General features: G+C 37.5%; 7 protein-coding genes, 3 tRNA genes and 2 rRNA genes (1 of these 12 cut by a window edge). 5 read left to right on the top strand and 7 right to left on the bottom strand.

The features are described from left to right. The 5 genes from ACRASX_RS13795 to ACRASX_RS13815 form a co-directional block, all read right to left on the bottom strand. Window positions 1–1,805, bottom strand: a 23S ribosomal RNA gene (locus ACRASX_RS13795); it reaches 1,081 nt to the left of the window's first position. Between the two features lie 157 nt (window positions 1,806–1,962). Further along, window positions 1,963–2,036 (bottom strand) — tRNA-Ala (locus ACRASX_RS13800). A gap of 88 nt (window positions 2,037–2,124) precedes the next feature. Further along, window positions 2,125–2,198, bottom strand: a tRNA-Ile gene (locus ACRASX_RS13805). A 216-nt stretch (window positions 2,199–2,414) separates the two neighbouring features. Beyond that, window positions 2,415–3,930, bottom strand: a 16S ribosomal RNA gene (locus tag ACRASX_RS13810). Together the 16S and 23S rRNA genes with 2 tRNA genes alongside form the textbook arrangement of a ribosomal RNA operon. Before the next feature lie 1,298 nt (window positions 3,931–5,228). Continuing rightward, window positions 5,229–5,303 (bottom strand) — tRNA-Val (locus ACRASX_RS13815). A 190-nt stretch (window positions 5,304–5,493) separates the two neighbouring features. Here ACRASX_RS13815 and ACRASX_RS13820 point away from each other — a divergent pair. Continuing rightward, window positions 5,494–7,281, top strand: coding sequence for an ABC transporter ATP-binding protein (locus tag ACRASX_RS13820; RefSeq protein ID WP_432221647.1), 1,788 nt, complete (start codon window positions 5,494–5,496; stop codon window positions 7,279–7,281). A gap of 98 nt (window positions 7,282–7,379) precedes the next feature. Here ACRASX_RS13820 and ACRASX_RS13825 read toward each other — a convergent pair whose 3' ends face one another. Beyond that, window positions 7,380–8,546 carry a proline dehydrogenase family protein gene (locus tag ACRASX_RS13825; RefSeq protein ID WP_066306788.1) on the bottom strand — a complete coding sequence of 389 codons (1,167 nt, stop codon included), beginning with the start codon at window positions 8,544–8,546 and terminating at the stop codon, window positions 7,380–7,382. Between the two features lie 93 nt (window positions 8,547–8,639). On the opposite strand from ACRASX_RS13825, the gene aroB reads away from it, so the two are divergent. The 4 genes from aroB to ACRASX_RS13845 all read left to right on the top strand — a co-directional run bounded on the left by aroB (window position 8,640) and on the right by ACRASX_RS13845 (window position 12,860). Next, window positions 8,640–9,707 carry a 3-dehydroquinate synthase gene (aroB, locus tag ACRASX_RS13830; protein ID WP_066306789.1) on the top strand — a complete coding sequence of 356 codons (1,068 nt, stop codon included), beginning with the start codon at window positions 8,640–8,642 and terminating at the stop codon, window positions 9,705–9,707. Window positions 9,708–10,000: 293 nt separating this feature from the next. Further along, window positions 10,001–11,404, top strand: a complete 1,404-nt coding sequence (locus ACRASX_RS13835) for an arginine decarboxylase (RefSeq protein WP_066306791.1) — start codon at window positions 10,001–10,003, stop codon at window positions 11,402–11,404. Between the two features lie 88 nt (window positions 11,405–11,492). Further along, on the top strand, window positions 11,493–12,461 hold the full coding sequence (locus tag ACRASX_RS13840) for a deoxyhypusine synthase family protein (RefSeq protein WP_066306792.1): 969 nt from the start codon (window positions 11,493–11,495) through the stop codon (window positions 12,459–12,461). 9 nt (window positions 12,462–12,470) lie between these two features. Further along, the gene (locus ACRASX_RS13845; protein WP_066306793.1) at window positions 12,471–12,860 is read left to right on the top strand and encodes a DNA primase; all 390 of its coding nucleotides are present in this window, start codon (window positions 12,471–12,473) and stop codon (window positions 12,858–12,860) included. Window positions 12,861–12,939: 79 nt separating this feature from the next. On the opposite strand, the gene hisIE is transcribed toward ACRASX_RS13845, so the two are convergent. Then, window positions 12,940–13,539, bottom strand: coding sequence for a bifunctional phosphoribosyl-AMP cyclohydrolase/phosphoribosyl-ATP diphosphatase HisIE (hisIE, locus tag ACRASX_RS13850; protein ID WP_066306795.1), 600 nt, complete (start codon window positions 13,537–13,539; stop codon window positions 12,940–12,942). Window positions 13,540–13,541: the final 2 nt, after the last annotated feature.

The raw sequence follows: 13,541 nt of genomic DNA on the forward strand, positions 1-13,541 counted from the left end.
GAGCCCTGTGTTTTTGATAAACAGTCGCCTGGACCTCTTCACTGCGGCCAGCATTGCTGCTGGCGACCTTTCTCCCGAAGTTACAGGTCTATTTTGCCTAATTCCTTAGCCATGAATCTCTCGAGCACCTTAGGATTCTCTCCTCGACTACCTGTGTCGGTTTGCGGTACGGGTACTAATTACCTGAAGTTTAGAGGTTTTTCTTGGAAGCCCTTAGGCGCACTATCTATTTGTCCGAAGACTCCTAGTACTATCGTATTTCCCCAAGCCGCGTGGATTTGCCTGCGCAGCTTATAGGTAGGTACTTCAACGAACTATTCCGTCAGTTCGCGGCGCTTTCATCACTCCGTCACCCCATCACAGTAATCAGTAGTACGGGAATATTAACCCGTTGGCCATCGACTGTCCCTTTCGGGTTCGCCTTAGGTCCCGACTAACCCACAGCTGATTAGCATAGCTGTGGAAACCTTAGTCTTTCGGTGTGCGGGTTTCTCGCCCGCATTATCGTTACTTATGCCTACATTTTCTTTTCTAACCAGTCCAGCATGCCTAACGACACACCTTCAACCCTGTTAGAATGCTCCCCTACCACTTACAATAAATTGTAAATCCATAGCTTCGGTAATATACTTATGCCCGATTATTATCCATGCTCGTCCGCTCGACTAGTGAGCTGTTACGCACTCTTTAAATGAATGGCTGCTTCCAAGCCAACATCCTAGCTGTCTGGGCAGACGAACCTCGTTCTTTCAACTTAGTATATATTTGGGGACCTTAGCTGATGGTCTGGGTTCTTTCCCTCTCGGACTTGGACCTTAGCACCCAAGCCCTCACTGTTATGAAACATTATATAGCATTCGGAGTTTGTCAGGAATTGGTAGGCGGTGAAGCCCCCGCATCCAATCAGTAGCTCTACCTCTATATAACTTTACGCATAACGCTGCACCTAAATGCATTTCGGGGAGTACGAGCTATTTCCGAGTTTGATTGGCCTTTCACCCCTACCCACAGATCATCCCAAGACTTTTCAACGTCAACGGGTTCGGTCCTCCACTGTGTGTTACCACAGCTTCAACCTGTCCATGGGTAGATCACACGGTTTCGCGTCTAACACTACTGACTAAAGCGCCCTATTCAGACTCGCTTTCGCTACGGATCCGTGGCTTAACCACTTAACCTTGCCAGCAACGTTAACTCGTAGGCTCATTATGCAAAAGGCACGCCGTCACCCCACGAAAGGGCTCCGACCGCTTGTAAGCGTATGGTTTCAGGATCTATTTCACTCCGTTATTCACGGTTCTTTTCACCTTTCCCTCACGGTACTGGTTCACTATCGGTCTCTCAGGAGTATTTAGCCTTAGCGGATGGTCCCGCCAAATTCAGACAGGATTTCTCGTGTCCCGCCCTACTCAGGATACCACTATCCTTTACATTCATTACCTATACGGGACTATCACCCTCTATGGTTCTACTTTCCAGTAGATTCTAATTCTTCATGCAAGAAATATCGTGGTCCTACAACCCCAATATTGCCGTAACAACATTGGTTTGGGCTAATCCGCGTTCGCTCGCCACTACTTACGGAATCACTTTTGTTTTCTTCTCCTCCGCCTACTTAGATGTTTCAGTTCAGCGGGTTTGCCCACCTATCGGTGTACTATGTCTTCAACATAGTGGGTTGCCCCATTCAGGTATCTACGGATCAATTCGTGTGTGCCAATCCCCGTAGCTTTTCGCAGCTTATCACGCCTTTCATCGCCTCTGAGAGCCAAGGCATCCCCCATACGCCCTTATTTTGCTTATTGTACTACTCTTTAAGTCTAAAAAAATAAGTACTACGTATTAAGTTTACACCAAATACACAAAACTTACTCATTCATAACTAAAAAGTGTTCTTTCTACTTATTTTTTTACTATTTTCTTATCTCAATATGTCAATGAACTTTTTTCCTTTCGGAACTGTGGAGAATAACGGAGTCGAACCGTTGACCTCCTGCGTGCAAGGCAGGCGCTCTAGCCAGCTGAGCTAATCCCCCAATTTAATTATGAATTGTGAATTATGAATTATGAATACCATTCATAACTCCTCAACTCTAGAATTTCTTCTTCTTTTTAAGTAATTAGTTGTCTCGGACAGACTCGAACTGTCGACCCCTACATTATCAGTGTAGTACTCTAACCAGCTGAGCTACGAGACAATATGATCTTTTGATTTAAGTGATTTGATTCCCTTTGCTCTAGATCCTAAAATCCAGGGCTGAAAATCAGCATTAAACAATCATAAATCTGTACCTTTTACTTAATTGTATTATTTGAACTAACAGCAGAGTAATAAAATAAATCCTTCTTGAAACCAATAAAAATCTTCGTCTTTTTCCCAAGAGTGCAATAAATTGCTAACACTTAGGCTCTAGAAAGGAGGTGTTCCAGCCGCACCTTCCGGTACGGCTACCTTGTTACGACTTAGCCCTAGTTACCAGTTTTACCCTAGGCAGCTCCTTGCGGTCACCGACTTCAGGCACCCCCAGCTTCCATGGCTTGACGGGCGGTGTGTACAAGGCCCGGGAACGTATTCACCGGATCATGGCTGATATCCGATTACTAGCGATTCCAGCTTCACGGAGTCGAGTTGCAGACTCCGATCCGAACTGTGACCGGTTTTATAGATTCGCTCCTGGTCACCCAGTGGCTGCTCTCTGTACCGGCCATTGTAGCACGTGTGTAGCCCAAGGCGTAAGGGCCGTGATGATTTGACGTCATCCCCACCTTCCTCACAGTTTGCACTGGCAGTCTTGTTAGAGTTCCCGACATGACTCGCTGGCAACTAACAACAGGGGTTGCGCTCGTTATAGGACTTAACCTGACACCTCACGGCACGAGCTGACGACAACCATGCAGCACCTTGTAAATTGTCTTGCGAAAGATCTGTTTCCAAACCGGTCAATCTACATTTAAGCCTTGGTAAGGTTCCTCGCGTATCATCGAATTAAACCACATGCTCCACCGCTTGTGCGGGCCCCCGTCAATTCCTTTGAGTTTCAAACTTGCGTTCGTACTCCCCAGGTGGGATACTTATCACTTTCGCTTAGCCACTGAGATTGCTCCCAACAGCTAGTATCCATCGTTTACGGCGTGGACTACCAGGGTATCTAATCCTGTTCGCTACCCACGCTTTCGTCCATCAGCGTCAATATATTAGTAGTAACCTGCCTTCGCAATTGGTATTCCATGTAATCTCTAAGCATTTCACCGCTACACTACATATTCTAGTTACTTCCTAATAATTCAAGTCTAGCAGTATCAATGGCCGTTCCACCGTTGAGCGATGGGCTTTCACCACTGACTTACTAAACCGCCTACGGACCCTTTAAACCCAATGATTCCGGATAACGCTTGGATCCTCCGTATTACCGCGGCTGCTGGCACGGAGTTAGCCGATCCTTATTCTTACAGTACCGTCAAGACTCTACACGTAGAGTTGTTTCTTCCTGTATAAAAGCAGTTTACAATCCATAGGACCGTCATCCTGCACGCGGCATGGCTGGATCAGGCTTGCGCCCATTGTCCAATATTCCTCACTGCTGCCTCCCGTAGGAGTCTGGTCCGTGTCTCAGTACCAGTGTGGGGGATCTCCCTCTCAGGACCCCTACCCATCGTAGCCTTGGTATGCCGTTACCATACCAACTAGCTAATGGGACGCATGCTCATCTTTTACCGATAAATCTTTAATTACATCTTGATGCCAAGTCGTAATACTATAAGGTATTAATCCAAATTTCTCTGGGCTATCCCTTTGTAAAAGGTAGATTGCATACGCGTTACGCACCCGTGCGCCGGTCTCTAAGTAGCAAGCTACCTATACCCCTCGACTTGCATGTGTTAAGCCTGCCGCTAGCGTTCATCCTGAGCCAGGATCAAACTCTTCATCGTATATTGTGCGAGACAGATAAATCTATCTCTATTTATTTTTGACTCCGAATTATCTAGTGGTTATTCTCAAAATCTCTCGATTCTATTACTCTTATTCTTTGTTTTGAAATCTCTCTCAAAACGGCTGTCAATTCAATATGTCTAGGAACGTATTCTTCTGTATTTTAAAACCTCAATTCTCACTTGTTTAAGTGTCTCTCAAGGCGGCTGCAAAAGTACAAACTCTTTTCTAATCTCACAAGAAAAAAATGAAATTTATTTTGAGCCTTTTTACAAACTCTAAAACCATTCTTCCTTGTCAGTATCTCAAATGACTTGCGCCTTTAGCGGGGTGCAAATGTAAAACGTTTTTTCTTAGTACACAAACTTTATTTTGATATTATTTTTGAAGAAAATCTCCGCTGTAATATCTCAATTCGTAGTCAGTAAAAAGTAGAACGTGTCGCTGTTGCGGGTGCAAAAATAGTCACTTTATTTACATAAACAACCCTTTTTATTGCATTATTTCAATCTTTTTTTTAATAAATTCTTAACTATTTGGAAACCTTAATCTTGTGAATACTTTATACTATTCTCTTTTTAGCATTTTACATCGCTTTCGATCGGTTTCTTAGGATTAACGTGGCTTATTTGCTTTTACTCTACTCCTCTTTCTTGCTTCTGGTGGGGTTTTAAGAGAATAAGTTGGGTATTAACTTTTAACTCTATCAAAACTTCCCTGTTTTTATTGGGTTTTGAGAGGTTTAGATATCGCTTTCCAATAATACTAGGACTTCGAACTCGATTCAGTTAATCTTACTGCTGTATTTACTCCTTATATATAGGTAACAGAAACTTGCTTGATCTGAAACGCAAAATTTAAACAGAATAGCTAAATCCTAGCCCTGGTAGCAGCGGCATCCTTCTATTGCTTTCTTTAAGCAATAGAAGATACAGCGAATGACAGGAAATAGCTCCTAAATATAAAAAACCTTCGTATACCTATATATTACGATAGATGTTGAAAGATTTATGAAAAGATGATTACCATGGAAATAATTTTTACTTAGATCGTAAATTAATCTCAAAGACGAATTGGAAATGTAAATGTTAATTTATAAAGCCAGAATATGAGATTTTTGAAATTCAACTCAGAGCAAGCAAGAAATTCAAATTTATCCATGCGCTTAACAATACCATTGATCCTTTACTAAAGCTATCATGAACAACAAAACACGTTTAACAAACTCAATGATTTATTGAATAGTTAAAAATAAAAAAACCTCCAAAATCAAAAGATCTTGAAGGTTTATATTCTGTGGGCGATGAGGGGTTCGAACCCCCGACCCCCTCGGTGTAAACGAGGTGCTCTGAACCAGCTGAGCTAATCGCCCTTTCTTAAAGGTGTGCAAATATACAGCTAGAATCGGTAATTGCAAGCCTATTTTAAAAAAATTTTGAATATTTTTTGTGTATCCCTATTTTAGGTTTAGAAACCAGCAATTTAGCCCACTTAGTAAAAATGTAATTTTTTTTGTATTCAAGTGGTATAGTTATACATTTGTAGCAATAAATTAAAAATAAATGGCAAGATTTAAAGAAAACGATTTACCGAAAGCTAAATTAGACTCTAATTCCCTTCAAAAAGCACTACGAATTTTCAAATATGCTAAAAATCATAAATGGAAATTTTTCCTCGGTTTATTCTTCTTATTGCTAACCAGCGCTACAGCACTCGCTTTTCCGAAATTAATGGGAATGCTGGTAGACTGCGTAACCAATAAAGATTTGGGAAAAGCAAACCAAGTCGCACTAGGACTAATGGTAATCTTAGTTCTACAAGCCATTTTCTCTTTCTTCAGAATTTATCTTTTTGTGAATTTTACCGAAAACTCACTCTCTAATATTCGTTTTGCACTGTACGAAAATCTGATTAAATTACCCATGTCGTTTTTCTCACAAAAGCGTGTTGGTGAACTAAACAGCCGAATTAGTGCTGATATTTCGCAATTGCAAGATACCTTTACTACAACAATCGCCGAATTTTTGCGTCAGTTAATTTTGATTATAGGTGGTTTTATAATTTTAGGAAACATTAGTCCTAAGTTAACTTTTATGATGCTTGCAATTGTGCCTTTGGTTGCTGTTGCTGCCGTAATTTTTGGTCGTTTTATTCGTAAATACGGTAAAAAAACACAAGATAAAGTGGCAGAAAGTCAAGTCATTGTCGAAGAAACTTTGCAGGGAATTACCAATGTAAAAGCATTTGCAAATGAGTGGTACGAACTGCAACGTTATAAAAATAAGATCACAGAGATTGTAAAAATTGCAATTAAAGGTGGACAATATCGCGGCTACTTTGCTTCATTTATTATTTTATGTCTGTTTGGTTGTGTAGTTGCTGTGGTTTGGTATGGTATTACGTTGACTATAAAAGGTGAAGTTGAAGGTGTTGGAGATCTTATCTCTTTCATTTTGTACACTACTTTTATAGGTGCTTCTTTTGGAGGAATTGCCGAAATGTATGCTCAAATTCAAAAAGCAGTTGGAGCAACGGAGCGTGTTTTTGAACTTTTAGACGAAGTACCAGAAAAGATAAATTCTAGTCCAAATCCGATTGTCGAAAAAATCAAAGGTAATGTTTCCTTCAATACTGTTTCTTTTAGCTATCCTTCACGTAGCGAAATTGCCGTTTTAAAAGATGTTAGTTTTGAAGCTAATTTTGGTCAAAAAATTGCTATCGTTGGACCAAGTGGTGCAGGAAAATCTACAATTGCTTCACTCCTGCTTCGATTTTATGATATCGATAATGGCGAAATACTAATTGATGGAAAAAGTATCTATGACTTTGAATTAGAAAATTTGAGAGGCAATATGAGTATCGTTCCTCAAGACGTTATTTTATTTGGAGGTACAATTAAAGAAAATATTGCTTATGGTAAGCCAGATGCATCTGATGCAGAAATTATGGAAGCAGCCAGACAAGCCAATGCATTGAACTTTATCGAAGGATTTCCAGAAAAAATGGAAACATTGGTGGGAGAAAGAGGAATCAAACTTTCGGGAGGGCAACGCCAACGAATTGCAATTGCTAGAGCTTTGCTGAAAAACCCTAGTATTTTAATTTTAGATGAAGCTACCTCGTCACTAGATAGCGAAAGTGAAAAACTAGTTCAAGAAGCACTTGAAATTTTGATGGAAGGAAGAACTAGTTTTATAATTGCTCACCGTTTATCAACTATACGTAGAGCAGATCAGATTTTAGTTTTAGATGGTGGGAAAATTACCGAAAAAGGAACACACCAAGAACTTATCAACTTAGAAAATGGGACATACAAAAATTTAAGTAATTTGCAGTTTACCAACAACTAATGATATAGGCACACAAGATTACAGTTCATTATAAAATAAAAAAGATTTCACAATACGTGAAATCTTTTTTGTTATTACTTAAATATTTTTTGTAAGTATTATTCTTTTCTTCTTTTTCGTTCTGTCTTAATCAGAGTCAACTCGCGATTGGTTTGACCGGCCACAGAAGTATTTTCTTCGGCACGGCGAATCAAGTACGGCATAACATCTTTCACAGGTCCAAACGGTAAATACTTCGCTACATTATATGCGTTTTCGGCGAGGTTGTAGCTAATATTATCGCTCATGCCGTATAGCTGCCCAAACCAAATGCGTTCATCATCATTTTTAATGCCTCGCTCTTGCATCATTCTCATTAATTTATAAGAACTAATTTCGTTATGAGTACCTGCAAAAATGGACATTTTATCAATATGATCTAACATATACATAACTGCTGCATCATAATTTATATCGGTTGCTTCTTTTGATACACAAATGGGCGACACATAATTTTTTTCTACCGCTCTCGCATTTTCTTTTTCCATGTAGGCACCACGAACTAATTTCATACCAATAAAAAAGCCTTCCTTTTTTGCAATTTCATGCAATTTTTTTAAATAATCCAAACGATCCCAACGATACATTTGCAACGTATTAAAAATAATCGTTTTTTGGGTATTGTATTTTTGCATCATATTAAAGACCAACTCGTCCGCAGCATCTTGCATCCAGCTTTCTTCGGCATCAATTAATAAAGCAACGTCTTTGCTATGTGCGGCACTACAAACAGTATCAAAACGAGCCACAACTTTTTCCCACTCTGCTTGTTCTCTATCATTCAATTGCTTTTCTGCACCTACTCTTTCAAACAATTCAAACCGACCTAAACCAGTTGGTTTAAAAACTGCAAATGGAATTGCCATACGTTCTTTTGCAAACTCAATTGTTTTGAGCGTCATCATTAGTGCGGCCTCAAATTGCGCCTCTTCTTCTTTTCCCTCTACAGAATAATCTAAAACTGAAGAAACTCCTTTAGTATACATTTTATCAACAACCGACAAACAGTCGTCTTCATTTACTCCTCCACAAAAATGATCAAACACAGTAGCACGAATTAATTTTTCGACTGGCAAATTCGCTTTCAAAGCAAAATTAGTAACGGCAGTTCCTATTCGAACCAAAGGTTGATTGGCAATCATCTTAAAAAGAAAGTAAGCGCGCTCTAACTCTGTATCGCTTTTTAATGAAAACGCAACTTGTGTGTTATTGAAAATATTTTCCATTATTTGTTATATTTTTATGCAAATATAGAGAGAGTTTAAATAGAATTTAGTTAAAAATGACTTATTTTGTACTTTCAATAAACCTATAAAAACATGGAATCAATACAAGCCAATAATTACCCTATTCATTTTAACGAGAAGGCTTATGAAGCGTTAAACAACCACTTGCAAGAGCACAAATATTCTAAGATTTTTATCATTGTTGATACTCAAACTAATGAATTTTGTTTGCCTGAGTTTTTACCGTTACTAGCAACCGAAATTAGTTTAGAAATTATTGAATTTGACTCGGGAGAAATCAATAAAAATATTGATACATGCATCGAGATTTGGAAAGTATTAACCGAATTAGGTGCCGATAGAAAATCGTTGATTATTAATTTGGGAGGAGGCGTTGTTACTGATTTGGGAGGTTTTGTGGCATCAACTTTTAAACGAGGCCTTAATTTCATACATGTTCCAACAACATTGCTATCCATGGTTGATGCTTCTGTTGGAGGGAAAACTGGAGTTGATTTAGGGAATTTAAAAAACCAAATTGGTGTTATTAATGTTCCTACAATGGTCTTAATTGATACCAATTATTTACAAACACTTCCACAAAATGAAATGCGTTCAGGCCTTGCCGAAATGCTAAAACATGGTTTGATTTACGATAAAAAATATTGGGAGCAATTTTTGGATTTAAATGCAATTGATTTTGCCGATTTTGATGCGCTAATTTACCGATCTGTTGAAATTAAAAATGAAATTGTAAAACAAGATCCTACTGAGAAAAACATTCGCAAAGCTTTAAATTTTGGTCATACCTTAGGTCACGCGATCGAAGGATATTTTCTGGAAAATGAAAATAAGACAACTTTGTTACATGGAGAGGCAATTGCCATTGGAATGATTTTAGAAAGCTATATTTGCTTAGATAAAAAGTTAATTACTGAACAAGAATACCAACAAATAAAACAAACTATTCAGAATATATACACGGATGTTGATTTTGAAGAAGCCGATATTGACCCAATTCTTGATTTATTGATACATGACAAAAAAAATGAGTACGGATTAATTCAGTTTGCGCTTATAGATGGAATCGGTAAAATAATTATTAATCAATCAGTTGAAAATGCTTTAATACTCGAAGCTTTTAAAGATTATAAATCTTAGTCTTTTTTTAGTACAAAAGCTTTGGTTTGCGTTTATATTATTTTTTACATTTGCGCCAATGAAACGGAATCAAAATACCAAGCAGTTTAGTTCGCATAGAAACAAAAGCAATAGTTCTTTGATAAGAATATTGAACCGTTTTTATGGCGTAATACGAAATTTTTGTTTCGATGTATTTCAACTCTCTAAAGCAGAGCATGGAAATTTAGAAATTGTGTATGCAAATATTAGGGTTTGATTTTTAGACCGCATTAATAATCTAAAATTTAAAAATCTCAAATATTTAAAAATAAATGAACACAAAATATTCAGATCTAATCAATCAAACCTATTATTTTCCTCAAGAAGAATTCAAACTAAATAAAGATAATCTTCAGTTTCATAACATTGACTTGATGAAATTGGTAGAGCAATATGGTACGCCCTTAAAGTTTACGTATTTGCCTCAAATTACAAACAATATAAAAAAAGCTAAAGCTTGGTTTAGAAGTGCGATGGAAAAAAACAATTATGATGGTAAATATTACTATTGTTATTGTACTAAAAGCTCTCATTTTGAATACATTATGAATGAAGCTTTTAAAAATAAAATTCACATCGAAACTTCATCTGCGTTTGATGTTAACATCGTTGAGAACTTACTAGAAAATGGTAAGATAAATAAGAGCACTTACGTACTTTGCAACGGATTTAAAAGAGACGAATACGTTACAAATATTGCACGATTAATCAACAACGGCCATAAAAATGCGATTCCGATTATTGATAATTTTGAAGAATTAGAGTTGTTGCAAGCTCAAATTAAAGGGAAATTTAAAATTGGTGTTCGAATAGCAGCTGAAGAAGAGCCTAAATTTGAATTTTATACTTCACGTTTAGGTATTGGTTACAAAAACATTGTTCCTTTCTATAAAAGAGAAATTAAAGAAAATAAAAATTTGGAACTGAAAATGTTGCACTTTTTTATTAATACTGGTATCAACGACAATGCCTACTATTGGAATGAGCTGGTTAAATGTATCAAGGTATATGTTTCGCTTAAAAAAGAATGTCCAACTTTAGACAGCTTGAATATTGGTGGTGGTTTCCCTATCAAAAACTCGTTGGCTTTCGAATACGATTATCAGTACATGATTAATGAAATTATTAATCAGATAAAAATTGCTTGTGACGAAGCTGAAGTGGCTGTTCCAGACATTTTTACAGAATTTGGATCTTTTACCGTAGGTGAAAGTGGCGGTGCTATTTATCAGATATTGTATCAAAAGCAACAAAATGACAGAGAAAAATGGAACATGATCGACTCTTCATTTATTACTACTTTGCCGGATACCTGGGCGATAAACAAACGTTTTATCATGTTGGCTGTAAACCGTTGGAATGATACGTATGAACGAGTTCTATTGGGTGGATTAACTTGTGATAGCGATGATTACTACAATTCTGAGCAGAACATGAATGCTATTTATTTACCAAAGTACAATAAAGAAAAACCGCTGTATATTGGCTTCTTTAACACTGGAGCGTACCAGGAAACAATTGGTGGTTTTGGCGGATTGCATCACTGTTTGATTCCTCAGCCGAAACACATTTTAATAGACCGTGATGAAAACGGAATCTTAGCGACCGAAGTATTTTCGGAACAGCAAACATCTGATGAAGTTTTAAAAATCTTAGGTTACCAAAAGAAACAATAAAAATTAACACTTTAAAAAACTTCTGTATATAAAATTTAGTATTTTGCAGAAGTAATTTTGTGTAAAAAAACTTTAAATAAAAAGGATAATGAAAGGACCAATAAGTCAATTTCTAGAGAAGCATTATTTGCATTTTAACTCTGCTGCTTTAGTAGATGCGGCCAAAGGCTATGAACAACAACTAGCTAATGGTGCTAAAATGATGGTAACTCTTGCAGGAGCTATGAGTACTGCCGAAATCGGAAAGATTTTTGCAGAAATGATTCGTCAAGATAAAGTACAAATTATCTCTACAACTGGTGCAAATCTGGAAGAAGACATCATGAACCTAGTAGCGCATTCTCATTATGAAAGAGTGCCAAACTATCGTGATTTAACTCCAGAGCAAGAGTGGGATTTAATGGAAAGAGGTCTAAATCGTGTAACGGATACTTGTATTCCAGAACATGAAGCATTCCGTCGTTTGCAAAAGCATATTTTTAAAATTTGGAAAGATGCTGATGACAAAGGAGAACGTTATTTACCGCATGAATATATGTACAAAATGCTTTTGTCAGGCGTTTTAGAAGAATATTACGAAATTGATTTAAAAGACAGTTGGATGTATGCTGCGGCAGAAAAAAACTTGCCTATTATTTGTCCAGGTTGGGAAGATAGCACAATGGGAAATATTTTCGCATCCTACGTAATCAAAGGAGAATTGAAAGCTTCTACGATGAAATCTGGAATTGAATACATGACTTTTTTGGCTGATTGGTATCCAAAAAATTCAGCTAACGGAATTGGATTTTTCCAAATCGGTGGTGGAATTGCAGGAGATTTTCCAATTTGCGTGGTTCCGATGTTGTACCAAGATATGGAAATGCCAGAAACTCCTTTTTGGAGCTATTTCTGTCAGATTTCAGATTCTACAACAAGCTATGGATCGTATTCTGGAGCAGTACCAAACGAAAAAATTACTTGGGGTAAACTGGATATTAAAACTCCAAAATTCATTATTGAGTCGGATGCAACCATTGTTGCTCCTTTGATTTTCGCATATTTATTAGATTTATAGTAGAACTTTATGAAAAGAGTAATAGTTGATTACGCTAAACTTACGAACGAAATTTTAAACTTATTAGTTGAAAAATTTCCTGATGGTTACGATGATTCGGATGTAATCCGTTTTCGAAATGCGAAAAACGAGCTGATTGAAGCCGTTGAAGTTCGTACCGAGGACACTATTTATTTAGTAAAAATTAGTACTAAATTAGCCGATAGAATCGAAAATTATGACGAAGACGACGAAATTGATGTAGAAGTTGATATTATCGAGCCAATCAAAGGCCTAGATATCGACGAGGATATCGATGACGAAGATGAAGACGATTCAGATAAACCAGACAAAGATGGCGAAGACGATGATGATGAAGACAAAGATGTTGCAGAAGACGATGAAGAGGACGAAGACTAATCACTCATTCTATTACAGATAAAAAAAAGGGCTATAAATTTTATAATTATAGCCCTTTTTCTATTTGCTGAAAATCAATCTATTTCTGGCGTTCTTTTAATACTGCAACCACATCATTCAATTGAAAACCTTTAGCTTGCAACAGAATAAGGTAATGAAAAAGTAGGTCGGCGCTTTCGCTTAAAAACAAGTCGGCATTGTCATCTTTAGCTTCAATAACCACTTCAACGGCCTCTTCTCCAACTTTTTGCGCGATCTTATTGATGCCTTTCTCAAACAAAGAAGCCACATAACTTTTCTCCGAATCAGCATTTCCTCTTCGTACCTTAATGGTATTTTCTAACTGCGAAAGAAATCCGAAATTCTCGTTGTTCGGCTCTTGCCAACAAGTATCTGCTCCTGTGTGACATGTTGGTCCAGCAGGTTTTGCCTGAATTAACAGCGTGTCACCGTCGCAATCGTTCTTGATGTCGACAAGGCTTAAAAAGTTACCACTCTCCTCGCCTTTCGTCCAAAGTCTTTGTTTAGAGCGGCTGTAAAATGTTACTTTTTGAGTATCTATGGTTTGCTGCAGCGATTCTTCGTTCATGTAACCCAACATCAACACATTTTTAGTTACTGAATCCTGAATTATAGCCGGAATTAAACCGTGTGCGCTTTTTGTGAAATCTACGTTCATAT

Origin of the sequence: Flavobacterium sp. TMP13 (genome assembly GCF_050847115.1) — a bacterium.
In the GTDB taxonomy this organism is placed as follows: Bacteria; Bacteroidota; Bacteroidia; order Flavobacteriales; family Flavobacteriaceae; genus Flavobacterium.